The organism is Adonisia turfae CCMR0081, from assembly GCF_011009555.1.
GTDB lineage: Bacteria > Cyanobacteriota > Cyanobacteriia > Phormidesmidales > Phormidesmidaceae > Leptothoe > Leptothoe turfae.
Genome location: NZ_QXHD01000004.1, coordinates 4,930,854 through 4,956,458, shown reverse-complemented (window position 1 = coordinate 4,956,458; position 25,605 = coordinate 4,930,854). Strand labels below are relative to the sequence as shown.

19 protein-coding genes are annotated in these 25,605 nt (G+C 45.6%); 11 read left to right on the top strand and 8 right to left on the bottom strand.

Annotated elements, in window-relative coordinates:
* Nucleotides 1-17: 17 nt before the first annotated feature.
* The 3 genes from bicA to DXZ20_RS25220 all read right to left on the bottom strand — a co-directional run bounded on the left by bicA (nucleotide 18) and on the right by DXZ20_RS25220 (nucleotide 5,574).
* A complete protein-coding gene (gene bicA, locus DXZ20_RS25230; protein WP_163659885.1) occupies nucleotides 18-1,709 on the bottom strand; it encodes a bicarbonate transporter BicA in 1,692 nt (563 codons plus the stop codon).
* Between the two features lie 643 nt (nucleotides 1,710-2,352).
* Nucleotides 2,353-5,115, bottom strand: coding sequence for an AAA family ATPase (locus DXZ20_RS25225; protein WP_163701816.1), 2,763 nt, complete (start codon nucleotides 5,113-5,115; stop codon nucleotides 2,353-2,355).
* A 162-nt stretch (nucleotides 5,116-5,277) separates the two neighbouring features.
* Nucleotides 5,278-5,574, bottom strand: a complete 297-nt coding sequence (locus tag DXZ20_RS25220; RefSeq protein WP_163659889.1) for a hypothetical protein — start codon at nucleotides 5,572-5,574, stop codon at nucleotides 5,278-5,280.
* A 1,633-nt stretch (nucleotides 5,575-7,207) separates the two neighbouring features.
* On the opposite strand from DXZ20_RS25220, the gene DXZ20_RS25215 reads away from it, so the two are divergent.
* From DXZ20_RS25215 to DXZ20_RS25205, 3 genes are all read left to right on the top strand, one after another.
* A complete protein-coding gene (locus tag DXZ20_RS25215; protein ID WP_163701814.1) occupies nucleotides 7,208-9,874 on the top strand; it encodes an nSTAND1 domain-containing NTPase in 2,667 nt (888 codons plus the stop codon).
* Between the two features lie 202 nt (nucleotides 9,875-10,076).
* Nucleotides 10,077-10,709 (top strand): peptide-methionine (S)-S-oxide reductase MsrA, encoded by a 633-nt coding sequence (msrA, locus tag DXZ20_RS25210; protein WP_163703612.1) that lies wholly within the window; start codon nucleotides 10,077-10,079, stop codon nucleotides 10,707-10,709.
* Between the two features lie 132 nt (nucleotides 10,710-10,841).
* Entirely contained in the window at nucleotides 10,842-11,489 is a 648-nt protein-coding gene (locus DXZ20_RS25205) for a DUF3386 domain-containing protein (protein ID WP_163701813.1), read from the top strand.
* Nucleotides 11,490-11,552: 63 nt separating this feature from the next.
* Here the strand turns inward: DXZ20_RS25205 and DXZ20_RS25200 are convergent, their stop codons facing one another.
* The gene (locus DXZ20_RS25200; RefSeq protein ID WP_163659896.1) at nucleotides 11,553-12,017 is read right to left on the bottom strand and encodes a hypothetical protein; all 465 of its coding nucleotides are present in this window, start codon (nucleotides 12,015-12,017) and stop codon (nucleotides 11,553-11,555) included.
* A gap of 195 nt (nucleotides 12,018-12,212) precedes the next feature.
* Here DXZ20_RS25200 and DXZ20_RS25195 point away from each other — a divergent pair, with 195 nt between their 5' ends.
* On the top strand, nucleotides 12,213-13,064 hold the full coding sequence (locus DXZ20_RS25195) for an NAD(P)-dependent oxidoreductase (RefSeq protein ID WP_163659898.1): 852 nt from the start codon (nucleotides 12,213-12,215) through the stop codon (nucleotides 13,062-13,064).
* Nucleotides 13,065-13,141: 77 nt separating this feature from the next.
* Here the strand turns inward: DXZ20_RS25195 and uppS are convergent, their stop codons facing one another.
* The gene (gene uppS / locus DXZ20_RS25190; protein WP_163659900.1) at nucleotides 13,142-13,918 is read right to left on the bottom strand and encodes a polyprenyl diphosphate synthase; all 777 of its coding nucleotides are present in this window, start codon (nucleotides 13,916-13,918) and stop codon (nucleotides 13,142-13,144) included.
* A 435-nt stretch (nucleotides 13,919-14,353) separates the two neighbouring features.
* Between uppS and DXZ20_RS25185 the strand changes: the two genes are divergently transcribed.
* Nucleotides 14,354-16,771 carry a tetratricopeptide repeat protein gene (locus DXZ20_RS25185; RefSeq protein ID WP_163659902.1) on the top strand — a complete coding sequence of 806 codons (2,418 nt, stop codon included), beginning with the start codon at nucleotides 14,354-14,356 and terminating at the stop codon, nucleotides 16,769-16,771.
* A gap of 502 nt (nucleotides 16,772-17,273) precedes the next feature.
* Here the strand turns inward: DXZ20_RS25185 and DXZ20_RS25180 are convergent.
* Both DXZ20_RS25180 and DXZ20_RS25175 read right to left on the bottom strand, forming a co-directional pair.
* A complete protein-coding gene (locus tag DXZ20_RS25180; protein ID WP_163659904.1) occupies nucleotides 17,274-17,528 on the bottom strand; it encodes a hypothetical protein in 255 nt (84 codons plus the stop codon).
* A 17-nt stretch (nucleotides 17,529-17,545) separates the two neighbouring features.
* Complete coding sequence (locus DXZ20_RS25175) at nucleotides 17,546-18,190, bottom strand: L-threonylcarbamoyladenylate synthase (protein ID WP_163659906.1); 645 nt, start codon at nucleotides 18,188-18,190, stop codon at nucleotides 17,546-17,548.
* A 98-nt stretch (nucleotides 18,191-18,288) separates the two neighbouring features.
* Between DXZ20_RS25175 and stpA the strand changes: the two genes are divergently transcribed.
* Complete coding sequence (gene stpA / locus DXZ20_RS25170; RefSeq protein WP_163659908.1) at nucleotides 18,289-19,566, top strand: glucosylglycerol 3-phosphatase; 1,278 nt, start codon at nucleotides 18,289-18,291, stop codon at nucleotides 19,564-19,566.
* Between the two features lie 770 nt (nucleotides 19,567-20,336).
* Nucleotides 20,337-21,122 carry a pantothenate kinase gene (locus tag DXZ20_RS25165; protein ID WP_163659910.1) on the top strand — a complete coding sequence of 262 codons (786 nt, stop codon included), beginning with the start codon at nucleotides 20,337-20,339 and terminating at the stop codon, nucleotides 21,120-21,122.
* Here the strand turns inward: DXZ20_RS25165 and DXZ20_RS25160 are convergent.
* Nucleotides 21,092-21,940 carry a M48 family metallopeptidase gene (locus tag DXZ20_RS25160; protein WP_163659912.1) on the bottom strand — a complete coding sequence of 283 codons (849 nt, stop codon included), beginning with the start codon at nucleotides 21,938-21,940 and terminating at the stop codon, nucleotides 21,092-21,094. The two genes, DXZ20_RS25165 and DXZ20_RS25160, sit on opposite strands and share 31 nt — an antisense overlap.
* Before the next feature lie 433 nt (nucleotides 21,941-22,373).
* On the opposite strand from DXZ20_RS25160, the gene DXZ20_RS25155 reads away from it, so the two are divergent.
* The 4 genes from DXZ20_RS25155 to DXZ20_RS25140 all read left to right on the top strand — a co-directional run.
* Nucleotides 22,374-22,904: a DUF4330 domain-containing protein gene (locus tag DXZ20_RS25155; protein ID WP_163659914.1), complete on the top strand. Its 531-nt coding sequence runs from the start codon at nucleotides 22,374-22,376 to the stop codon at nucleotides 22,902-22,904.
* A 157-nt stretch (nucleotides 22,905-23,061) separates the two neighbouring features.
* Complete coding sequence (locus DXZ20_RS25150; RefSeq protein ID WP_163659916.1) at nucleotides 23,062-23,355, top strand: hypothetical protein; 294 nt, start codon at nucleotides 23,062-23,064, stop codon at nucleotides 23,353-23,355.
* Nucleotides 23,356-23,525: 170 nt separating this feature from the next.
* On the top strand, nucleotides 23,526-24,914 hold the full coding sequence (locus DXZ20_RS25145) for a folate/biopterin family MFS transporter (RefSeq protein WP_163659918.1): 1,389 nt from the start codon (nucleotides 23,526-23,528) through the stop codon (nucleotides 24,912-24,914).
* An 89-nt stretch (nucleotides 24,915-25,003) separates the two neighbouring features.
* The coding region (locus tag DXZ20_RS25140; protein WP_250565921.1) for a carotenoid oxygenase family protein at nucleotides 25,004-25,605 on the top strand (602 nt) is incomplete at its 3' end.

Genomic DNA, 25,605 nt, shown 5'->3' with positions numbered 1-25,605 from the left:
CCTTATATGATTTGGTTTCAGGTTTTGGAAGAGGCGTCCACAGACACAGTCACTTCTGGGGACGTTGGATAGATTTGAAGAACAGCTTGTCTTAAAGCTTCAGTACGATCTGTATACAGATTGTTAGCAGGCATTAGATTAAAAACCTTCAGTGACGCTAAACGACGCTTAGTTTGGCCAGCAGCCCCTACAATATAAACAGAGCGACCCTTTTCAACAGCTTCTTCGATAGCACTTTCTAAGGCTAGAGATGCTGTAACGCCTAAATGAGGCACATCGTTTACATCAAAGACAACTGCATCATACTCACCAATGGCGTTATGTTCTCGGGAAATCGCTTTTGCAACCCCAAAGATCATAGGGCCACTGAGCTGGAATAACAGCACGCGACCATTGCCCTCATCTAACCAACGTTTTTCCTCAGAATTTAACCGAATCGCATCATCCGCATCAGTAATTGCTCGAACTGATTCAGAACGGAGCTGACTCATGCGATCAATAGTGAGAATATTGGCAACAAACACGCCAATACCAACAGCTGCAATCAAGTCCACCAAAACCGTCAGCAGAATAACGCCATACATAATCAGCGCACCTTTGACAGAAATTTGATGCGCTCGTTTGAGAAAACCCCAGTCAATAATGTCAATACCGACTTTGAGAGCAATACCTGCAAGCACCGCCAGGGGAATTGTTGCAGCTAAATTAGCAGCCCCCAGAATAACAACCAGCAGAACAAACGCACGAGTCAAGCCAGAAAGGGCTGTACGACCACCCGTTTGGATATTCACAACGGTTCCCATGGTAGCCCCTGCACCAGCAATACCACCGAACAGTCCCGACATCAGGTTCCCGATACCTTGACCAATCAATTCCTTATTAGAGTTGTGGTCAGTCCGAGTAAGACTATCAGCAACGACAGAAGTCAAAAGTGCATCAATACAGCCCAACATACCAAGCACAGCTGCATCAACAAACATGAGTTGCAGCTGATCAGCACTGAAGGTAGGCACCTGCATTTGCGGGAAACCCATAGGAATCTCGCCAATGCGACGAATGTCTAAGTCAGGAAATAAGACTAATGAGAGAATTGTGCCACCTATTAATGCAACTAGTTGAGGGGGGACCAACCGTTTAAGGCGAGCAGGCATGAACAAAATAATGGCAACAGAGACAGCCGCCAGCATTGTCTCTTCCGGTTGAATATTGACTAACAGTTCCGGAATCGCCTGTAGCGTACCGACAACACCGCCACTAGGACTCGCTTGGCCCAAAAATGGCGCTAGCTGCAAAATCACCAGAATGATGCCGATACCAGACATAAAGCCCGATATCACTGTGTAAGGCATCATCGTGACATATTTACCAAGCCGCAAAGCGCCAAAAATAATTTGGAATACGCCGGCCATCATGACGACGGTAAAGGCCATCGCCATACCGTTGTCAGGATCAGCAGCCACTAGATGGGCAATCACAGCTGTCATAACAACTGTCATAGGGCCAGTGGGCTCAGAAATCAGCGTGGGTGTACCACCAAATAAAGCCGCAAAAAAACCTACTAATACAGCCCCCCATAAACCTGATGCCGCACCAGCACCTGAGGCAACACCAAAGGCTAGGGCCATGGGTAACGCAATCACAGCAGCGGTGACACCCCCAAAGAGGTCACCGCGTAAATTTCGGAAATGTATCTTATTTGTAATTTGCATTTTGAAGCACCTATTAGTCCAACCAAGACTACCAGTTGCCTACCATTGGTTCTGAAATCAGCAAGCTTGCCTGATGCCTCCCAAAGAAAGCTATTGTTTGCACTGCCTCAGAAAATCAGACTCAATGGTTAGGCTACCAAGGGAGAATTGACTCTGATAAATGAAACTCCTAATTTTCATTGATTAAAGTCTACCAATAAATTGAAATGACTCCACTATTTGTTTCGTTTATTAATTTGAATTGGAGTGAAAAGCTTAACTTATAAGCCTACAAATCCAAGACGGATTTACCTTTTGGATAAAATTCCTGTGGAAGATTTACATGCAAGGCAATACAGAGGTTTTCATTTGCTGTTTTCACCCACTGATTACACATCAAGTCCAGTAAAATCTCACGTTGCTTAAATGCTGATATTCAGGCAAATTGCCCTTGCAGCTCTACCTTTCGGAATGCTTAATAAATCAATGAATTAGATTGATAAAAGCTTATATCTAGGGAGCAGTGATTGGAACCCGGCCTTAGATCTAGATCCTAGATATGGAGGGTTGGCATGGGAAACCTTTGGGTTATCTTGGTTGAGTGGCTGCCCCTCCCCTCAACCCTTAAAGACACCGTGGTAAAACGTTTGACCAACCGTTCGGGCTAATCTTCTCGTTCAACAACAATGACATTCTCGGTTACCTTTTCAAAGGTATCGTCATGGCTGATCACGAATAACTGCTTGAATGCCTTCAACCGCGCAATCGCCTCAGCCAGGCTCTCACGTCGGGAGCGATCCATATTAGTAGTCGGTTCATCAAAAAAGGCAATATCAATATCAGCAAGGACCTTTAGCAAGGCTAAACGCACAGCGAGAGCGGCACACATTTGCTCTCCACCAGACAGATTAATAAACCGACGCGTATTGCTACCTTCCTGAACCACAATTTCATAGTCCCGTGTCCATTCTAATGAGACGTTGGGTCGATTGAGCAGATCGCGAAATAGCCGATCTGCCTCCTGGGAGATGCCCTTTACATAACGTTCAGTGATGCGGGGTCCGGCTTCTTTATATGCTTTTCGAGCGAAGTTAATAAAGCGTTTGGTACGCTCCTTTTGTTTCAGGTCGAGCTGAGTCTGATCTCGCTTTTCTTTTACTTTTTGCAAACTCTCAAGTTGATCGGTCAGTTCAGCCTGGAGCTTGCGTTGCTGAGGCAGACTGCCCGTGATGCGATCGCACTGAGACTTCACCTCCCCATACCGTTGGTCTACCAGTTGTAATGTTGCTGGGTCTAACTCATCCAAGAGACGACTCAGCTGATCAACAAGACGTTCACGGTGCTGGCTTAATTCCACAACCAACTGATGAGTGGCTGCTACATCAGCGGTCCGCTGTTCTAACAATTGGGCATCTTTTTCATTTTGAATATAGATCAGATAGCCCGGTTGATACTCCTGGCGCAACTGCTGCTGCTGGGCAATTTCTTGATCGAGGTCAGTAAAGTCAGAAAGCTGAGTAGTCAGTTCAGCAAGCTGCTTTTCCCAAATTTGATGCTGGGCGGTGAGACGCCCATAGTCAGCCTCAACATTTTCCATTGCCTGAAGCTGTTCTTGTAAAAGCCGCCGCCGTCCTTTCGGATCACCGAGAGCATCCAAAGTTTTATCTATCTCACTTAACTGCTGCTCAAGCTGCTCCGTTTGTGTCAGCTGTTGTTCAAGCTGGAGAATATCGTTTTGAAGTTGGCTTTGTTGCTCGAGCAGTTCTGCATATTTTTGTTGTAGACGTGGGCGATGACTCAGCTGCGCTTTATGGCCATAAGCTTTGTTTAACTGTGTCTGTACAGACATTAATTTACGAGTCAGCTGTTCAGTGTCCACTTGTCCCGAGAGATCATTGAGAATATTCTCTAGGGTTGACAGAGTAGTCTGACTAAGAGATTGTCCAGTTGAGATCGCAGCTTCTAACTGCTCAAATACATCATTAGACAGCAGGGGTAAACTTTGTTGCAACTGTTCTAAGGACGCCAAGGCAGCCATCGTTTGTTGACCATAGTCTATAGCTTGAGAACGATGGGTAACAACCAGTTGTTGAAGCTCTGCTTCAAACTGTTGAGCGGCCTCAACTCGGCTCAGCTGTTGCTGCCAACGTTGTTGCTGTTGCTCCAAACTAGAAATTGTCTCTACACTGTCTTGTAGTGCATCAAGAGCCTTACGTTCATATTGCACCTGTTGAACATCCCGCTGGTTTCTAGACAAACGCTCTTTCAAACTGTGACAACGCAGCTGCAACTTACCCAAAACTTGTTGTTGCTGAATCACCCCCTGGCGTTCAGCCTCTAGCTCATCTTGTTGCTGACATGGTTGGGCTACATTAGCTGCCTGAGTTTGAAGCTGACTACGTTGTTCCAGTTTCACTTTAAGTCCTGCCATGGTAGCTGCTTGCTGATCTAAGCTACGTTGTTGGGACTGCTGTTGCTGTAATAATTGCTGATACTGCTTATTTCTCTGGGTTAACGTCTTAAGAATATTTTCTACCGCCAGATAACATCGATAAGCTTCAGCATGGGCTTGACATAGTTCTGTTGCCTGTTGTGCTCTTAGCTGAGCCTGCTCCATCACTTGCTGGGCTTGCTGCTTTGCCTCTAGCTGCAACACTAGTTGCTGTTGCTGTTGCTGTAAAGTCTGCACTTTTTGAGCTTGCCTAGTTAAGGCCTCTTTCTTTGCCTGGAGTTTCGTCAGATCCTGCTGTAAATTAACCAGCTGTTGCTCATCAAGAGCAATCTCTTCGGCAACACCATCATAGCGAGTCTGTAGCGTATCCAAAGACTGGAGTTGCTCCTCATACTGTTGTAGCTGATGTTTAAGCAAATCTACTTGAGCCTCAGCATACCGCCGCAGAGCGTTAGAATCTTTATGAACCCGGCGGTATTCCTCTACCTTGAGAACATTATCAAAAATAGGTTTACGCTTCTCAGTACTCAGCAAAAAATCAGCGGTAAAAGTCCCTTGGGGGACCCCAACCGTATTAGCAAAAAGTTGCCCCAACTCTGTTCCGATCGGTACGCCTAAATGCTGCTTGAGCCAGGGTTCTACCTCATCTTTAATGCGACTATAATTTAAGCGTTCCCCAAGCTGGGGATCGTATAGGGTATAGCCTCGGCTAGTACAACGCTCTACTTCGTAGGTACGGCCATCATGGCCAGAAACAAACGCGACTCTAACCTGCGCACTACCACTGCCATTCCGAATCAAGTCCTCTTGCTTATAGTTCCCTCGATAGTTAAATAGGGTCCAAGCAATCGCTTCTAAAATACTAGTCTTACCCGCACCGTTGACCCCACAGATGGCATTGGTCCCTAGCTGGAACTCAAAGTTGCGATCGCGATGAGTCTTAAAATTAGTAAGGGTAACCGACAGCAGATACATGGCAACCCCTGATTACATCCCTAAACGATCTTCTAAAGTATGCATGCGCTAGCCTAGTTTACCTGGACAGCGATTGCCACGACGTTTTCTAGCATGGCATAGCCGCAATAGAGATATTAAATCAAAGATTCGAGTTAAGGATTGCCAATTTCTTTAGAGTTTCTAGAAAATATCTAGACGACTAGAAATGTTTGACGGTTGTCGCAAAACCGGCAAAGCCTGCTGAGCCCAAACTTGAACTCTGGGATGAGAACTCGTCGCCAACTGACGGCAGAGTTTAATGGCCTGTGGCAGTTGACCACTCTCTTTATAGGCTCTGACCAACCAAATATTTGCCGAATAATATAGCTTATCCGGTGGACGCACTTGAGACGCAACATGCCTCAAGCCACTAATACCTGCTTGAAACTGTCCGACCCTAACCGCATCTATAGCAGCCTCCAGAATCTCTTGTGACATATGAAACTATCCTAAATAAACCTATGAATTGAGTTTTCGATTAAGGTAGTTCAGCAGCACCCTGATGCTTAAGTTAAGCCCCTAAGACCAATTTCAATAGTTTGAGTTAATACTTTTCGAGACTTTAACTGTTAAGATAAATAATTCTCAAAACCACCCATTATTTATCCTTGAAGGATGCAGGCACGCAAAGTTCCTAGAGTTGAACAATATTGAAATGCAAACCTTAACATTCATGGGAAATCAACGGTTTAGCATAGTCACACAAGCGCTTATTAAAGGTCTCGCCCATTGACAAGCTAGCATTCAGCAAACAAGACCCCTCTCTTATTCTGCACTGTTCTTCCCCCAAAATCTCATCATATTCATTGATGCTGTTCCTTTAGATTTTGAGGTGCATTAGTTTGTTCCTTATAATTGTGAATTAAGCTATTTTGCTGATCCATAGTAAAAGGCAAGGCAACGCTTTGCAGGAAGATCTTTCTAAGTTCTGATATCGCTCAACTAGGCTAAGGCTTATACCTATAAAGACTCCATCGAGAGTACTTTTGACAACGTTCCCACGCAAACAAAGAACATTAGAATCCTTTATTAGCAAGCTTTTCAGCCTTAAGTCCGTGCTCTATCAGATAGAGAAACGCTATATTTTTTCAAAATAGCTAAAGCACAAACAACCAGTTTAGTAGATCTCCTTAAATTGCTGAGTATAAAAACTCCTAAGTATCATTACTACTGATAGATAAACCCCCAAACTCTACGCGATTCTATCTAGACTCTTCATATTGGGCAGATTCACAACCTTAGATTTTTTCTTTGTAATCAAAGATAATTACACCACAGGTTATAGCTCAAGCAAATCAATATATAGACATTTCTAACCCTGATATCAACAGATTTTGATAGTGTCAGTGCGTGAGACATGAGCAGTGACACCATCGTTAATGATATTAAAAACGCTATATATTTTTAGACTTCATTCAGACAGATCAGTAGAACCCCTATTAAACAAAGGTTTACATCGGTCATCACCGAAACACCCAAACGGAGTCTTGCATAGTCTTACGGAGTCTTATTCAAAAATATCCGCCGACTGGCCGATATAAATTAATGATGACCGATTGGCACCTTTTTTTTGTTTGCTGTGGACAAAGTAAACCTTTAATTCACTGATTTTTACTAGCAAATTTTGTTGTTACTTTGAGTAAACATACGTCTAACCATAATCAATATATCAACCATAATCAGTGTTTCAATGAAGTTCCTACGAGTTTTTATGGATAACCCATAAAGCACAACCCATTAATTCTCTTTGATATTACCGACAGGAGGGTCTCACCCCTCTCGACTGTCCGCAAAAACTTCTAGTATGTTGAGTATGAAAACAATCATATTCAAAGCCTACTGGCATCAGTTTTTGCTCAAACACCCAAGTGTTCTGCGAGCTAGCTCTGAAAATATTGTTTATATCTGAAACGAGCATCAAAACGATCTGATGCTTTCATGTCTTGCTCCAGAAAACTCATTTGCTTGTGTTTTTCTCTCAAGATATATGAAAAATCCATCTGGCAGCCATAGTCTTCTGCACAGTAGAAAATCATGACGCCACCTAAATATTTATTGGAATGTACCGGTCATGTCACGGGACGCACTTATTGTCGGCATTAATCAATACCAGACATTACCTAGGCTTACAGCAGCAGCTAAAGATGCAGAAGGCATCGCTAACTTGTTGGAGAATCATGGTAATTTCCGTGTACGTAGGTTACCGGAAATCATACAAAATCAGCGTCCCAAAGTAGGCCAACAAACATTAGTATCTACACAACAATTAGAAAATAGCTTAGTTAGACTTCTACTGCCCAAAGGCAACCATATTCCCGAAGCTGTCTTTTTTTATTTTTCAGGCCATGGGCTTCAGCGTGAAATAGGCATACGAGAGGGATATCTAGCCACTAGTGAAACTCAGCCAAACAATTCAAATAATAGTGGCATATCATTGTCCTGGCTGCGCCGACTTATTAAACATAGTCCTATCAGACAAATCATCATTATTTTAGATTGTTGTCATAGTGGTGAGTTTCTTTCACTAAAAGACGAAGCATGGCAAGGCTGTGATGGTCAGAGTTACCTCTTTATAGCAGCATCCCGTGAGTATGAGGAAGCTTATGAGTCATTAAGTAGCGATTATAGTGTGCTCACCCAGGCAGTTATCTCTAGCCTACGGCCTCAAAATTCTAATAGTGGTCGGGTCACAAGTACTGACTTAGTTGCATCTATCACTAATCAACTAAGTGGCGAGCTGCAACAACCCCTCTTTGAACAGGGAGGCAGTGAAATTGTTATTACCCAACACACAGAGCTCTCAACATCTACATCAGAGAACATCTCAATTATCTCTCGCCTCAAACAGTATAGTTTTAACTTTTGTCCCTATCGAGGCCCACATCCCTTTGAAGAGAAACATGCTGAGTATTATTTTGGTCGCGACGAGTTGATACAAGAACTTCTTCAGTCACTCCAACAAACCAATGTCTGTGCCGTAGTAGGAGCATCAGGTAGTGGAAAAACATCACTCCTGCGAGCAGGACTAATTCCCAGATTGTCAGCAGGTAATGATATTTTGGGCAGCGAGAATTGGCTTATACGCTATGTCAATCTTGGGACAACGCCATTGAAAACTTTAGCAACCGCATTCACACTCGGCAGTCGGGAAATAGATGTGGCCAAACAATTATGGCAAGCAGAAGAACTTCTGCGTCATGAATCCAGTGGTCTGATTAACTTAGCTACTGCTGCATTACTAAAACAACCTACTGGCACTAAGTTATGGCTCGTTATTGATCAGTTTGAAGAGCTATTAATGCCAACGACTGATCCCCTAGTTCAACAAGAACGTGCTCAGGTTATGGAAGTTTTAGTCACCGCATTGCGTTGTTCATCCATAGCCTTAGGCGTTGTTATTGGCATCCGTTCAGATGCTCTCGACCATCTGACATGCCATAGCGAGATGTTTTCGCTAATCGAAAATAATCAGGTTGTCATCAAGCCGATGAATTACCAAGCAATCCGAAGTGTGATTGAGAAACCTGCTGAGAAGCTGGGGCTCAAAATAGACCCTCATTTAGTACATCATTTAACGTTAGATCTCACTGGAGCTCCCGGTGAACTAGCCTTGCTACAAAGTATTCTATATGAGCTTTGGCAACATCGGACCCCTATGTCCTATAGCAAAGGCGGTCCTTGTCTCTCAGTAGATAGCTATATGAAGTTAGGGCGTTTATCGCAAATGCTCACGAACAGAGCAACAACTTTTTATGAATCCTTACCAGCAAATGAACAAGCGATCGCAAAACGTATTTTTATTGCTCTATGTGATTTAGGGGACGGTCGCCTGGATCAGGGTCGTTCCGTTCGCAAATCTGAGCTGATCAATCCACAATTTTCCGCAGTGATGGTTGAGCGAATGTTGCAGAAGTTAGTAGCTGCCCGGCTCGTAGTCTCAGATAAACCACACTTAGCAGCACAAACAAACGGTCAGACCATTGCAACAGCAGCTTGGCAAGCTAATCATCATTCCAACCGCTCAGACATGAGCATCATCGCTCACTGGTGTGAACAGGGAATAACATCCGACGAAAGGATTGAACTAGCCCATAAATCTTTGGTATCAGACTGGCATCTACTACGACAGTGGCTACAGGCTGATCGTCCTGCGTTACGTCAGCAGCGGGACCTTGAAACCCGTGCATGGATATGGCACTCCCGTGGGGAATTAAAATGCTCTGACTATCTATTAGGGCAAAAGTACTTAAACGATATTAGTCAGTTCTTGTTGGTACATGGGCAAGAGCTTTCTACATTGGCTCAAAAATTTATACAACTGAGTAAACGTACTGCCATTTATCAGCAATGGCGAAATCGCAGTGTAGCTGTTCTATTACCACTAGCAGTAATGGCAGGTATGACGGCTTCCTTGGTACGCCACCAGTTAACAATGACCTGGCAGAGTCGCACCGCACCCGGAATCATGACACCGCTATCCACCCAGCAGTGGAGTAGAGCAGGCAACACAATCAGCCCGCAACTACCTCAACGCTGGGGCATCAAAGGGACAGATCAGCTGGCAATGACCTCTCAAATCTTAGACTTTAGACGCAGGCATCCAAACTCTGAATTGAATCAGCTCTCTATTATTCAGCTCACGACCCTCATGACACCCGGCGTGATCATGGCCAACTCAGCAACATTACCGGATGAAAACAGCGTCTTGGGGAATGATGAGGCAGGCATTGAACCCTAGGGTCTATATTTGAAAGGTCTCACCAACCTGCGACAATCAATGTCGGCTAGACAGAGGCAATAGAAACTGGACATGATGGGCTAAAAAATCAGACTTATGAGCAAACGGTATGTTGACTATTGGCTACTGGCTTCATTGTCATTTATGCTGGGAGCCATTGTTATTCCCAGCATCTAATCACTGGCAGAGGTACACTTTAATGATGCACAGCATTTTCAAGAAATGGCCGTTGAGACGGTTGCTACAACAAGGATTTCTGAGTGTGCTAATAGGGTGCATATGGTGTCTAGGAGCCTCTACAGCCGTAGCAGAAACGGCCCAGGCAACATTTGCAGGGGGCTGTTTTTGGTGTATGGAGCATCCCTTTGATGAGCTACAAGGGGTAACAGATACCACCTCAGGCTACATGGGAGGCACAGTTGAAAACCCTAGCTATCGTCAGGTCTCCTCAGGGGCAACAGGCCATGCAGAGGTTGTACAGATTCAGTATGACCCCGACATCATCAGCTATGAAACACTTTTAGATACCTTTTGGCGAAATGTAGATCCCCTGGATAGCCAAGGGCAGTTTTGCGACAAAGGTAGCCAATATCGATCGATCATCTTTTATAAAAATGAAATTCAGCGTCAGCTTGCTGAAACGTCAAAAGAAGTAGTGAGTCATTTATTTGATCAACCCATTGCCACTGACTTGCTACCAGCAGACACGTTTTATCCGGCAGAAGATTACCACCAGAATTATTATCAGACTCATCCAGCTCGCTATCGGTTATATCGCTTTGGTTGTGGTCGTGATCAGCGTTTAGGAGAGCTTTGGGGTAATGTGCACGAGTAATCTTTTGAGTATATGTTGTGACGATGATTCCCATCGGCAGAATCACTTCAATTGACAGCCGATATATATCTATCTGCTCAAGGGATAAAAAACTGACTAAAGTAAAGGGTAGATGTAATCCAATAAGTGCCCATGACTGCTGTACAGCTTTCTGCGCGCGATATCATGCGTGCCGCCTACGAAAACCGCTACACCTGGGATGGAAACTTCCCTGGCTACACTACAGATGTCGAATTTAAGCATGGTGAGCAAACCTATATTGGGAAAGCTCGAGTTAATCCCGACCTGTCAGCTGAGGTTTTTGATATTGAGGATGAGGCAGCGCTGAAGCTGGTTAAAGGGCAACTCTGGGAGGTTGCCATTCATCGAGTACGCCGTGAGTTTGAAGATACCCATGGAAAAAATACATTTGCCATGGGTGACACTGATGAGCGTGGAGCTGTGGAGATCCTGGTCGAAGGAAAATCCACTGGTGATAAGTACAAGGTTCTTGATAATGAGGTGGTGCTAGTTCATCGCCACATTCACGGCGTAGTCGTTACTATTAACACCTTTAGCACTCACGACACTGGTGCCGGCTACTTATCCCATACCTATGATTCGGTATACCACGACCCAAAAACTGGAGAGCAGAAAAAAGGGCGTAGCGAATTTACCGACGAGTACGACAAAGTAGGTGATTACTTTATCTTGACTCGTCGTGCGATCTCATCTGATGATGAGGGCGACATGGAGTTCAACTTCTCCAATATTCAGTTCCTAGCCACCGCAGCTAAATAACGAATAAATAGCCAAAACAATCAGTCACAAATTATTTGACTCGCTGCCCGCTCTACAGTTTTACTAACGGAGCGGGCATTGTTTACGTAGATTTTCCGTCACTGCCCCCACCTGCGCTTCAGAATCTAGCTGTAGTGTACGCACATCGGTTTTAATCTGATCGTTAGGGTCAGGGTTGCTAGCTATCAACTCCGCCGCTTGATAGCGATAGTCCGAAGCTTGCTGATATACCTCAACAAGCTGGAACTGAATCGTTTGCAACTTGCGATTTGAGATCAGCAGACTATCAAGTACCTGGGACACATCATAGTAAATGCGGCCAATCTGACGCTCAATGCCCTGGTTGTAGTCCGAGCCACCCAGATTGCCTTCATTGATTTCTTGAATACGTAAGTTGCCCTCTGCTAGCGCTCCATTAATTAAGGAACAGTCTTCACGAGGAGTACAGCTAGTCAAAATTAGGGCCGCCGAAACACTTAACGATAAAACTAAGCGACCTACGATACGAGAACAATAAAAAGTGGACATATAAGATTTATACATACAGTGATTGGGTTGCGACGAAGGCCCCTTTGGCTTTATGCGTCTCCCGATTTCCAGTGAAAAGACATTAGCCAACTTCCACAGGACAAGCAGCAATATTATCGCTTCTTAGTTTTACAGGTTACTAGGGTTACCCCAGGACAGCTGGAATTCAAACATACTGACATAGAGGAAATTAAATTGAACATTGGGTTTCTAGGTACAGGGCTGATGGGTACCCCCATGGCACAGCTGCTCCAATCAGCTGGATATCAAGTATATGCGTGGAACCGCAGTGCTCATAAGTTAGAGGGGCTGTTAGCAACAGGGGTTAAACAGGCAGAGACTCCTGCTAGTGCGATCGCAGCTTCTCAACTGATTATCCTGATGTTGACCAATGCTGCCGCCATCGAGACCACACTCTTAAGTCCAGAAGCTAAGGCAGAGCTAACGGGCAAAACAGTGTTACAAATGGGAACCATCGCCCCTCAAGAAAGTAAAGCCATTGCCCAAGCCGTCCAAGCGGCTGGTGGCGATTATTTCGAAGCGCCTGTTCTCGGCAGCATCCCCGAAGCCAAAGCAGGCACTTTAATTGTGATGGTAGGGGCCACCCCAGAGCAATTTGCTCAATGGCGACCCATTTTGGCATGTTTTGGGCCAGAACCTCAGTTAATGGGTCCAGTGGGTGCAGGCAGTGGTGTCAAACTGGCTATGAACCAGCTGATTGGCACCCTGACCACTGCCTTCTCCATGAGTTTAGGACTGGTCCAGCAAGAAAGCATCGACGTTGAGAAATTCATGGCCATCGTGCGACAAAGTGCACTCTACGCTCCCACCTTTGACAAAAAATTAGGACGTATGTGCGATCGCAATTTTGCCAATCCCAATTTCCCCAGCAAGCATCTACTCAAAGACATGAACCTGTTTGTGCAAGCTGCCGACACCTTTAACGCCGACGTCGCCAAAAGTGTGGCTCATATGGTGCAACAAGCCGTAGACAAAGGACTAGCTGACCAAGATTATTCAGCCGTGTTTGCCGCTGTGAATGAATAATTTTGAGTGCTGAGTGTTGAATTTTGAGTGACATCCACCCACCAAACTTCAACACTCTGAACGCAATACTCCCAAAACTAGGCGGTCAGGGCCTTAGCTTTTACGGGTTCTGACAGGGCTCCAAATCGGCGATCGCGATTTTGGAAGGCTAGCAGTGCCTGGTGAAACTGTTGGCGGTCAAACTGGGGCCAAAATACATTAGTAAAGTACATCTCGGCGTAGGCCATTTGCCATAGTAAAAAATTGCTGAGCCGCTGCTCGCCACTGGTGCGAATTAACAGATCTGGATCGCTACAGCCAGAAGTATAGAGATGACGTTCCAACAGCTCTTCAGTAATCGCATCAGCAGACAGCTCACCCTGCTCAACACGTTCAGCAACCGAGCGACAGGCCTGAGTAATTTCATGGCGGCTACCGTAATTGATAGCAACATTAAACTCCACAGCATCGTTATGTTTGGTTTGCTCCATAGAGCGTTCCATTTCACGACGCAGGGATGTATGTAAACCGTCTAGATCACCAATAAAACGAATACGTACCCCCTCTGCATGCATTTCCGCTAACTCTTTGCGTAGCAAGCGCTCAAACAGAACCATCAGAAAATCGACTTCTTCGTGGGGACGTCGCCAATTCTCAGTCGAGAAGGCATAGGCAGTTAGAGCTCCAATCCCCCAATCCTTACAGCAGCGCAGCAAATCTTTGAGCACAATGGCCCCTCGACGATGGCCTTCAATCCGGGGTAAACCTTGGCTCTGAGCCCAGCGGCCATTGCCATCCATAATCACAGCAACGTGGTTAGGTAGACCGCGAGGGTCAAGGTCAGACGGTAGAGTTTTCAGAGTTTGGATCGTCATAATTGCAGATACGTATTGCTCCAAATATGCCTTAAACGTGAATGGCCTGTCTGTGCTGTCACGCAACCGATATAGTCAAGTTCAAGGAAAAATTAAAATATTGGCTCTTACGAAACCATTGACTTTCATACAATCATCCACACAACGCTCCTTAACTAAGAACGGTGACATGATTCAAGGATGCCCTAAATCATTGAAATTTAGACGTCTCTATAATCTATGAACAGCAGACTACAGAAAGTGCATCAAAATCCTTTGATTAAAAGACAGGTCAGACCAGTGTACCCCCTTGCTTGTTTACACCCTATAGGGTTCTTTGTCTGAGATTGTAGGTAAGAGTTTGAATTTAAAGGTCTGAAAAAGTCGGAATATCCTATGCGCAATGGCTTGGAAGATAACGGTAGTCTATCAATGGTTTTCCATTGACTGTGGCCGATGGGTGTCGATACTGCTATCGAATTTACGGATTATCTACTCTATGAGAAAACAGGACAACACCTCAGTGACCTGCAATGCTGCATATTGAAGCAGGTATGGGGAGGCAAAACCTACCGTGCGATCGCAACCATTGCTGGCTATAGTGAAGGTCATGTAAAAGATGTCGCGTCTCAGTTATGGCGCTTGCTTTCCGATGTATTAGGGGAGCGCATTACTAAGGGTAATTACCGTTCACGGCTGGTCTACTGGCTGAAACGTGCCAAACGCAAAATGGTGCACGTTGCTGAGGAAGCCTGGCCCCGCGTTAGTGCATCGCATACCTCGCAATCCACTCAAAAAACGATCCCAAACAGCGAATCGCCAATTTTAGATCCACATTTTATTGGTCGGAGCGCAGCGCTTGAAACAATCAATACCATTAGTCATCAAGGGCACAAAATCATCGTTATTCAAGGTGAGGGCGGGCTAGGCAAAACCACCCTCGCCCAGCATTATTTACGGCAAATGACATTCGATGTAGTGCTAGAGTGGCGTATTGCGCAGGAAACCTCCAGCTTAACTGCGGTTAAAAATATTCTCGACGAGTGGCTGCGTCAGGATCTCAATGATGAACCCGGTCAGGACTTGAGTATTAGCCTGAGTCGATTAAAACGTCATCTAAAACAAAAACGCGTTGGTATTCTCATTGACAACCTTGAGCCCGCTCTAGATGGTGATGGACAATTTGTTATTGAGGCTCGTTGTTATGCAGAACTCCTAAAGTTGTTAGCGGATTTTTCCATTAATGCAACAACCTTAATAACTAGCCGCGATCGTCTCTGTGAGCCAGGCATCCGAGCGTATCATTATCGCCTACCTCGTCTCACCTTTACAGATTGGCAACAGTGTTTTACCTATCATCAATTGCGCCTACCTGAGGTTGACAAGATTTTGCAGAGGTTACACCGTGCCTATGGTGGTAACGCCAAGGCAATGGAGATTTTATGTAGTACAGTACAAACTGATTTCAATGGTGACCTAGAGGCCTATTGGCAAGCTTACGGCGCAGACCCGTTAGCAGAGATTGATTTAAATAACCTGGTCATCAGCCAAATCAATCGACTCCAGTGCCTCGACCTCATAGCGTATCAACTCTTGTGTCGTCTGAGCTGTTATCGCTATCAAACCATTGCTACACTATCGCTGCCTGCTGTTCTGGCTCAATGTAACAGTACCGACGGTCAGCGGGCGATTTCATCTCTTCGCAACCGCTCACTGATTGAGATGGAAAATGGCCAATATTGGCTGCATCCAGTCATTCGTGCTGTCGCGATTGAACGGCTACGACAAAGCGACCTCTGGTATCAGGCTAATCAGGTAGCTGCCCAGTATTGGACTAATAGCATAGAGAAACTAACAGAACTGCTAGATGCTCAGAAAGCATTGGAAGCCTACTATCACTATGTTGCGATCGATGAATATCAGGCAGCAGCACAGGTGCTGTTGCAGAGCCGTCATAACCAATGGCAACAGTTCTTACCCCTGGCCAGTAGCCTGTATCGCATGGGCTTATTGCAACCTGTCAGCACATTAATTTTAGAAGTGTTATCCCATCTGGAAACGGCACCTGACCCATTGCCCCAGGTGAGCGAACTCCGTAATATTCTGGGCGATATTTATTGGATTACGGGGGAAATTAGTCAGGCCATTGAATGTCAGCAAGGTGCGATCTCAACTACTCAGCAGCGACTAGCGATTACGGATCCAGCAGATTCCCTCAACCACTATTACCTCCAGATGTTAAACATCGATTCACGGTTGAGCCTGGGACTGTATGCCATGGATCTATGGGAACTAGACCAAGCCAAAGCAGCCTTTAATACCGTTATAGAACTTGGGCAAGATACCCCACATCAGGCTTGGGCAGATAAGGCAATGGTTGCCCTGGCCCTGGCCCTGGCCTATCATAATCAAACGAAAGCTGCCCACACCCTCGCTAGCCAATGCCTCAGCACCTTTGCCCATCACAGTCCAAAGTCAGGCAGACTCGCCTATTTTATCCAGCTTTTGGGGCAAACCTATGGTCAGCTAGGGGATATGGAACAAGCTGAAACATTACATCAGCAGGCCCTCACATTTGCTGATGTTGGCCATTATCTACAAGTAAAAGCAAAAGCTCTGACTGGATTAGCCACCATTGCCCGCCAGCGTCAGCATATGGATAGGGCAATGGACTATCACAGACAGTCCATTGCCCTATTTCATAGCATTGGTGCCAAGTGCGACCTAGCCAATGCCCATGTGGAACTAGGACATAGCTATATGAGCCTTCATCAAAAAGATACTGCCCATGAGCACTGGCATCGTGCCCTAGCTTTATACTCTGATATTCATGCCCAAAAACAGGTTAACCGAGTAGAAAAACTATTAGGTTAAATGACTGACTGTAGAGTCAAATCAATTGATATTAAAAAAACAGCCTGTTCATTTTGAAAATCAGTGAGTCCCAGTATAAGCCGCTATCTACAGGCGGGTTTTATAGGCAGATCATACGAAATACTGATTTCTTCATCAGCGATTTATCCAACTATCGAAGTTACTGACTATTCTAGAAATGTGCCGAACGAGCACATCAGCAATCTTCCCCGAGACAGAAGGTAGCTGTCAGTACGATCTAGTCTCTTTGATTCTGAAAGCCAATGATTAGACTGTGCGGTGCAAACCGGCAGTCTTTTTTTTGCGCATCTCACTTTCCAATCAAAAACCACGTATTGTAAAAGGTAAAAATACTGCCTTTAATCAAGAAGTTTTATTCATTTTCAGGCACTATCTTCCCTAAAAAATAGCAATCACAAAAAACTGTTACAGCTACAGAAATCATTAATATTGATTAGTATGCGAATGAAGACCTGTGTAGCCCTATTCTTGACACATCATATCAATTGGCGTTCTCTTTTTGTTGTCGCGATCGCAACGTTGTTGCATCAATACCGTCATCGCTCACAGCCTCGAACACAACTTGATCATCCTGAGACAGCCCTTCCAGATAATAAATCCATTCGAAGATAGCCTTTGTGCTGAGTATGTGAAACGCAGAGATAATCACTAAGAGGTGCTTCAGTGCCATAGGCTCAATGTGAATCATGGGAGAGAAAAACACATTACCAATGGTGTCATAGGAACTTGTTGCCACTAAAACCTTGGCTGGATCTACTCAATTGCTGCTGCTGCGAATTGTTCGACGGCATCAAAGCCTAAGCCTTTACGCAGAATGACTGGCTCATCTTCAGTCATATCCAAAATCGTCGATGCCAGATAGCTCGGCTCAGCTTCACTATCAATAATCAGATCAACCTGCTTCTCTAAAGCATCAAACAACTCATAGCGAGAGAAGTAAGCTTCATCCATATCCCCCGTATGGGCCGACGTGGAAATAATCGGGTTGCCCAGACTCTTCAAGAGTGCCTGACACACTGCACTATCCGGCACCCGAATCCCTGTCGTCTTACGTTTAGGATTCATCACTAGCTTCGGCACTAATTTTGTCGCAGGCAAAATAAATGTATAGGGTCCTGGCACCAGATAACGCATTGTCCGATAGGCCGGATCACTGACATAGGCATACTCAGCAATATTCGACAGCGACGAGCACAGAAATGTCAGGGGTTTATCATTTGACAGTTTCTTGAGCTGCCGTACCCGCTTAATGGCATTCTTAGACAGCAAATCACAGCCAATAGCATAAACAGTATCAGTGGCGTAGAGCATCACCGCACCACTTTGCAACTGCTTACGAATTTTCTCGACTTTAAACAATTGAGGCGACTCTGGATGGAGAGTATAAATTGTAGCCATGGGTCGAGCCCTCACTCGTGACTCGCTACTGCAAACTGTATCGTAACGAGTGCTACCGTATTTTTACGAAAACGGCTAATTCTCTTAACAAAAGTCCTATGGTCACCTCCAGCTTTGAAACACGTGTACCACTACATCAGCAAACGTTTTCCTTAGATCACGCGGCGTTCACTAAGTTACTTACCCACACCGAAAACCTACTGATCATTCAAGATTTGGATGGAGTGTGCATGGGACTGGTTAAAGATCCCCTCAACCGTGAAATCCATCCATCATATGTAGAAGCTGTCACAGCCTATGATGGTCATTTTTTTGTTCTGACCAATGGTGAACACATTGGCAAACGAGGAATTAACGGCATTATTGAAAAGGCATTAGGGAAAGACGTGAGCGATTGTCACTTACCAGGGCTAGCAGCCGGAGGTGTGCAGTGGCAGGACCGCTACGGCCAGTTAAACCACCCTGGCGTCAGTGATGATGAGCTCATTTTTCTTCAATCTGTCCCCAATCGGATTACAACAGCCCTGCGTGAGTTTTTGAACAACCTTAACCACGGTTTATCCTCAGAAGTTCTAAACCACTGCATCAATGCATCAGTACTAGACAATGTGGCATCCCCTACAGCCAACCTCAACACGTTTTACGAAAAGCTTGCCAATCCAGCGCTTTATCAACAAATTCAAGAACACATGAAAGTGCTAATGGATCAGCTTTTGACAGAGGCTGTAGAAAAAGGCTTGGGGGACTCATTTTTTGTGCACTATGCCCCTAACTTAGGGCGCAACAACAATGGTGACGAAGCTGTATGGTGGGCCAATGAGACCACTTCAGGCACCACAGATTTTCAATTTATGCTGCGCGGAGCCATTAAGGAAGCTGGAGTACTGGCTTTACTTAATCGCTATTACTTCAAGAAAATAGGGGTACACCCCTTAGGGATTGGATTTAATGCGCGGCAAGCCCCTAGAACGATGGATGATATGTTGGCTCTGGTCAAGCAAGACTTTGACCCGGCGCACATGCCGCTGATCATTGGTGTTGGTGATACGGTTACCAGCCAGGCTGTGGAGACAGAAGATGGATTGGTGTTTCAGCGTGGTGGGAGCGATCGCAACTTCCTCCAGCTGATCCAAAATATCGGCCACGTCTTTAATAATGGCAATCTCGTCGCCTATGTCGACAGCAGTGGTGGAGAACTTAAAAACCGTCGTCCCGTCCAAGTGGAGACCCAAAATGGTATCTCAAAAGTAACCCAAGGCCCTGGTGATCCACGGGATAATAGCGACCCGCTAAAGCTAAATGTGGTTTTTCCTGGTGGTCATCAGCAATATTGCCAGATATTCGAAACAGGTGCCCACGGGCGGCGACAATTGTAACCTGAGAGGGTCAGCTTCGGAATTCATTGGGCGGTATAGCCATCAAGCTGGGCAGGCTCGCGACACCGACGCCTCAACCACAATATCCGGGACCGATACTAGAGCATTGCGATGGCAACTGTCATCGCAATGCTCTATCTACCTAAGGTGCAATCGGAAAGCAGATAGTCTCGATACGGTGGCATCTCATGCTCATAACAGCCGCGCTGCGCAATGGTGCAGGCATGATTGGCGAAGCTAAATGAACAAAGGATCATATTAGTCAGCCAACAAAAAATGAAACCCTTAAAGTAGGACTAAAACGTTACAAAACTGACTCTAACCAATTTTCTAAATTGATAAAGATAATCAATCGAAGACTTATATAAACCGTTGTAAACTTGAGTAAAGGCCATCGATCAGACCATGTCGCTAGTGCTACATTAATCCTATAGAAACAACTGAATAGCTGTCAGGCAAATCCAATTGTTCCTGACATTTGAAATCCAAATCTTCTTCAGGTTTAGCTATGTGTCTAAGTAGGGTTAGCATCATTTCAAGTAATTGAAAAAAGCAACCAAATCTCAATCGATATAAGGCAAGTAGCAAATTTGAATCGTAAACCCTAGCAACTTAATCTTATCTATTTCTCCAACCAAATTAACAGTAGACTAGCGATTGTTTTTGAGTTTTGCCAAGTTAAAAGGGACCAGTTAGAAATAACTGGTCCCTATTTTAATGAATAATTTTAGACCGCATAAATCTGTACTAAGCCAATAGTTAAAGCAATAATGATTGATTGGCTAGCCCTCGTCATTGGGAATACGCGATGGCACTGGGCCTGGTTTCAGGATGATCACTTACAACACGTTTGGCACCATGAACATCTAGTCAATAGCCAAACACCCACCCCAGACTTATCCTCAATTTTGGCAGCCCATGCCCCCTCTCAGATACGGCTCTTACCAATTGAATCTCTCAATATTTGGGCTGTTTCAGTGGTGCCCAGCCAAACACGGGGGGTGGAACATATATCTACGATTCGATGGCTCCGTCATTTTCCTTTAGAGAAGGTTTATCCCACCATGGGGCTGGATCGCATTGTTACGCTTTGGGGCGCGGGTCAGCACTATAGTTGGCCTACTTTGGTCATCGATGGAGGTACCGCACTGACATTTACAGCGGGAGACGCTGGTACGTTTGTGGGAGGAGCCATTTTATTGGGCGTGAGATCGCATCTAGCTGCCTTACATCACTACACCGCAGCACTCCCCCATCTCAGCCCGCCGCCACACTTACCAACACGGTGGGCTCAGGATACTCCTAGTGCCATTCAAGGCGGTGTAATTCATACCATCCTGGCTAGCATCCATGAATTTATTCACAGCTGGATCAGCCAATATCCTGACACATCTATTCTATTCACAGGCGGTGACGGCGAGTATCTCCATCGCCTTTACCTGGCGCAATATCAGATACAACAAAACCAGGCTCTAGTAAATAGAACCTGGTTTGATCCAAACCTTATGTTTTGGGGAATCTCTGCTTACCGCAAGGAGGAAACTCGAGAACTATAGGCTGTAGTATCAGTACCGGCTGTCGCTGAAGGAATTGCTGATTCGTTATCCATTTGCTGTAGACGCACTACTCGATCACGAGGATTTGGGTGCGTGCTAAAGATAGCTGGTGGGCTGTTGCCACTATCTAGCTTTTGCATCAGCGTTGCCATACCAGTCTGATCATAGCCAGCTTCACCCATGGTGACAAAGCCATGTTCGTCAGCTACAAGCTCATCTCTACGGCTGTTGGGCAGAGTCAATGCCACATCCACAGCAATCCCCACCATTTGGTTGCGGCTCAGCCCAAAGGCCCCGGCCACACCCTGGGCAATGGCAACATCTCGCATCTGATCAAGGGCATGCTTTTCGGCAATGTGTCCAATTTCGTGTCCAAGCACCCCTGCAACCTCTGCCTCATTGTCAGCCGCGGCGAGCAGACCAGTCGTAATGTATACATACCCCCCCATCGTGGCAAACGCATTAATGCTGTCGTCTTCAACCACCTGAAATACGTAGGGGATATCTGGACGATCGCTATGGGGAATCAGGCTCTGACCAATTTGATCTACATAAGCTGTGAGGGAGGAATCTCGATGTAGTCGAAATGAGCTAGAAAGCAGCTGTTGATTAACCTGCTTACCCAGACTAACTTCCTGCTCATCAGACATATTGGTAATCTGAAACACCTGAATCGTCGGCAAAATGATGTCGAGCAAACCGGCAGTAGCAGGTCTTGGTGTAAAGACGCCAAAACTTAACGTCACGAAAAAAGCCATCAAGCCATAGGCTAAACGGCGTTGCCAGCGATTACCCCAGCGGAGAAATGCATTAGACATGGTCAGCTTACTGTAGTGAAACGATGAATCAAACAAAAGACAGGTACGGTCAACTCTGAAGTTGGACAACGACAACAGTCAATTGATGTCCATGGTTTGACCATAACGATAGCTGCCGAGGCTTAATCTGGAGGCTGTGACAGTTAATTGACTGTAAATTTGGGCACTAAACCCAGCTTAAGCAGTCACATGAGGAGGCAGCATTCGTCAACTGGCGGATACTCCATCAATCTACGATTTGACACTGCAACCCAGGCACTGCTTAATAGTCTGACGCCCATTTAATCGACATGCCCCATGGTTAAATACTAACGATTGCTTTGCATATTCTGTATAGAGACGTTGCATGTCTGTTACATTATCGCTTGGGCTAATCAGCGCTTTCAAACGCACTAAGTCTAAATAGTAGGGATTGTTCGGAGTGCCAGAAACTATGGCTATTTTGGATTCTAAAGGCCGCTTATTTGGCAAAATCAGTCTCCTAGATATTGGAGCAGGACTGATTATTCTAATGGTGGCAGTTGCCATATTTTTCTACCCTGGTGCCTCAGGTTCGGTGGCCCCAGTTGGAGCTGTTAATCAGGAGGTCGAAGTCGATGTGATGACTCGAGGTTTGACTGTTCTCAATCCTGAACAGTTTCTAGACGACCTGAAGGCTGAAGGCACTACCAAAATCATTATTCGCAATCAACCCTACGGCCAAGTTACCGTCAAAGATGTGCAAGCTCTGCCCCGTAGCACTGCCGTCCCCCAACCTGATGGCTCAGTGAAATCGTTTCCTGATCCAAGACCTGAACTAGGATTTACGGCTGATATGTTGATCACTCTGACAGGAACCGCCGAGATTACCAAGGATGGTCCTGTCTTAGGCAATAGCAGAATTAAAATTGGCACCCCCATTGAATTAGAAGGCAAAATCTACACGTTTAAAGCTAGTACGGTAGCTGTTCGTATCCTTGAGTGATCCGGCAAAGAATGTGATTTAAATCACATTCTTTGCTCAGCCAACTATCATTCTTTTTTTAAAAGCTCTCAGACTTCTATCAGAGGCTATTCAGATGTGTTGTCCAAAATCACAGATAAGAAAGCATTAAAAACTTCCTTTCTTTGGAGGACACACTATGAAACGCTTCGTACTTTCTGGTTTATCAGTTCTATTAGCTGCTGCTGCTATTACACCTGCTGTTGAAGCTAAAAGTCCTACTCATGATTCTTTAGTAGACACCACTCTTCAGCAGCGTCGGTTAGATGCGTTGGATCAGCGCACGAAGAGCAGTGATTCTTTGGTTAATACTACGCTTCAGCAGCGTCGCCTAGATGAGCTAAATCTACGCACAAAAAGCAGCGGCTCACTAACTGACACGACTATCCAGCAATATCGTCTCGACGCTCTAGATACACGCGATAAGTCATAGTCAATAGCATTTGATCCGCTTTTTCTCAATTAATTTCAGGGCTTAGGGGGCAAATCATCGCCCCCATTTTTTTGCCTAATTTTTGGATTATTAGCCAATGAGCTGGGGCAATCGCAGGAGAATCGTTATGATTACAATTAATTGACATTTCTTAAAGGTTTTTGTCGTCCATGACTGCAGCTGCCGACTCGCAGGGTATTAAGCAATTTTTGGAAAAACGCATTTTACTAGGTCGGCCCCTGACTACTGAGTTAACCGCTATCTTGCTGGTGTACTTTGTGCAAGGCATCTTAGGTCTGGCTCGGTTAGCAATTAGTTTTTTTCTTAAGGATGATTTAGGTCTGAGCCCTGCAGAAGTTGCAGCACTCACCGGAATCGCTAGCTTACCTTGGACCATTAAGCCCCTATTCGGATTCTTATCTGATGGCTTACCTATCATTGGCTATCGCAGACGCCCCTATCTAGTCTTATCGGGCGTGATGGGTACAGCGGCTTGGCTGACCTTGGCAACCCTCGCTAATACCGCTTGGCTAGCGACCACGATGATCTTGCTCAGTTCGCTGTCTGTTGCGATCGCAGACGTGATTGTGGATTCCTTAGTGGTCGAGCGTGCCCGTCAAGAATCCCAGAGCGAAGTTGGCACCCTCCAGTCACTGTGCTGGGGGGCGTCTGCCCTAGGGGGGGTACTAACGGCCTACCTGGGCGGATTATTATTGGAGCAAACAAGTACCCGCGTAGTTTTTGCGGTAACCGCCACATTTCCCCTAATTGTCTCCGTCGTCGCCTGGCTGATTGCAGAGGAACCGGCCCAAGAAAAAGCAAACTTTCAAACGGTATGGAGTCAGGTCAAACAGCTAAAGGCAGCCTTTAGCCAACGGGTCATTTGGATGCCTGCTTTATTTCTGTTTCTCTGGCAGTCCACCCCCAGTGCTGATTCAGCTTTTTTCTTTTTCACCACTAACGATTTAGGGTTCGAGCCTGAATTTCTAGGACGAGTCCGCCTAGTCACCAGTCTGGCAGCCCTGGTAGGTATCGCTATTTTTCAGCGCTTTCTCAAAGCCGTTCCATTTCGGACAATTTTTGCTTGGTCTACCGTTCTAGCAGCGTTGGGGGGCATGACCACATTGCTTTTGGTGACCCATGCGAATCGCAGCATCGGTATTGACGATCACTGGTTTAGTCTTGGCGATAGCGCAATTCTTACCATCATGGGCCAAATTGCGTTTATGCCTGTGCTGGTCTTGTCAGCAAGACTATGCCCCGCTGGTGTAGAAGCCACCCTCTTTGCGCTGCTAATGTCGATTGTCAATCTGGCCGGTCTTGTTTCCCATGAGCTAGGTGCCCTCTTAACCCATTGGTTGCATGTGACTGAGACAGATTTTGAGAATTTGTGGCTGCTCGTAACCATTACCAGTCTCACGACGTTATTACCACTGCCACTACTATTTTTGCTCCCTAGCACGTCTGCATCGTCAGACATGGAATTATCTGAGGCCGATGGGGAAGACGCTGCTGACAAAGATTCAGCGGCTCCAGAACCGGTACTTACATCGTCATAACGCGCTAGCCAATTAGGTGGTGATTAACATCACACGCAGGCCTTACACATTCACAATTCATACCCGAATCACATCAATTACCTCTTCCTATGCAGACTCTCTCATCTCCCAGTGCTTCCACTAGCTTTGACATGGACGATTGGCGTAGCGGCTATCGTTCACAGCCCAATGAGTATGCCTATGCAATTGAAGACATTGATGGCACCATTCCCGCTGAACTAGAAGGAACACTCTTTCGGAATGGCCCAGGATTACTCGATGTTAACGGTTATCCTGTACACCATCCTTTCGATGGCGATGGCATGATTACGGCCATCTCTATTGCCCAAGGCAAAGCCTATTTTCGCAATCGCTTTGTACGTACCGAGGGTTATGTCAAAGAACGAGCTGCTGGAAAACCTCTCTATCGCGGTGTATTTGGTACCCAAAAACCCGGTGGTCCCATGGCCAATGCCTTTGATTTACGCCTCAAGAACATCGCCAATACCAATGTGATTTATTGGGGCGAAAAATTGCTGGCCCTATGGGAAGCAGCGGAACCCCATCGACTCAATCCTGAGACATTAGACACCCTGGGTCTGGATTACTTAGACGGTGTGCTCAAACCGGGGGAAGCTTTTTCTGCCCATCCACGGATTGATCCAAGTTGCGATCGCACCAACAACCAACCCTGCCTGGTCAACTTCGGCGT

Excerpts from the sequence above, each read along its gene's own strand:
- DXZ20_RS25205 (WP_163701813.1), top strand. The coding sequence starts at position 10,842 with ATGACTGCTGTACAGCTTTCTGCGCGCGATATCATGCGTGCCGCCTAC.
- msrA (WP_163703612.1), top strand. The coding sequence starts at position 10,077 with ATGCACAGCATTTTCAAGAAATGGCCGTTGAGACGGTTGCTACAACAA.
- DXZ20_RS25220 (WP_163659889.1), bottom strand. The coding sequence starts at position 5,574 with ATGTCACAAGAGATTCTGGAGGCTGCTATAGATGCGGTTAGGGTCGGA.
- stpA (WP_163659908.1), top strand. The coding sequence starts at position 18,289 with ATGGTCACCTCCAGCTTTGAAACACGTGTACCACTACATCAGCAAACG.
- DXZ20_RS25160 (WP_163659912.1), bottom strand. The coding sequence starts at position 21,940 with ATGTCTAATGCATTTCTCCGCTGGGGTAATCGCTGGCAACGCCGTTTA.
- uppS (WP_163659900.1), bottom strand. The coding sequence starts at position 13,918 with ATGACGATCCAAACTCTGAAAACTCTACCGTCTGACCTTGACCCTCGC.
- DXZ20_RS25215 (WP_163701814.1), top strand. The coding sequence starts at position 7,208 with ATGTCACGGGACGCACTTATTGTCGGCATTAATCAATACCAGACATTA.
- DXZ20_RS25175 (WP_163659906.1), bottom strand. The coding sequence starts at position 18,190 with ATGGCTACAATTTATACTCTCCATCCAGAGTCGCCTCAATTGTTTAAA.
- DXZ20_RS25150 (WP_163659916.1), top strand. The coding sequence starts at position 23,062 with ATGAAACGCTTCGTACTTTCTGGTTTATCAGTTCTATTAGCTGCTGCT.
- DXZ20_RS25155 (WP_163659914.1), top strand. The coding sequence starts at position 22,374 with ATGGCTATTTTGGATTCTAAAGGCCGCTTATTTGGCAAAATCAGTCTC.
- DXZ20_RS25200 (WP_163659896.1), bottom strand. The coding sequence starts at position 12,017 with ATGTCCACTTTTTATTGTTCTCGTATCGTAGGTCGCTTAGTTTTATCG.
- DXZ20_RS25145 (WP_163659918.1), top strand. The coding sequence starts at position 23,526 with ATGACTGCAGCTGCCGACTCGCAGGGTATTAAGCAATTTTTGGAAAAA.
- DXZ20_RS25225 (WP_163701816.1), bottom strand. The coding sequence starts at position 5,115 with ATGTATCTGCTGTCGGTTACCCTTACTAATTTTAAGACTCATCGCGAT.
- DXZ20_RS25185 (WP_163659902.1), top strand. The coding sequence starts at position 14,354 with ATGGGTGTCGATACTGCTATCGAATTTACGGATTATCTACTCTATGAG.
- DXZ20_RS25165 (WP_163659910.1), top strand. The coding sequence starts at position 20,337 with ATGATTGATTGGCTAGCCCTCGTCATTGGGAATACGCGATGGCACTGG.
- bicA (WP_163659885.1), bottom strand. The coding sequence starts at position 1,709 with ATGCAAATTACAAATAAGATACATTTCCGAAATTTACGCGGTGACCTC.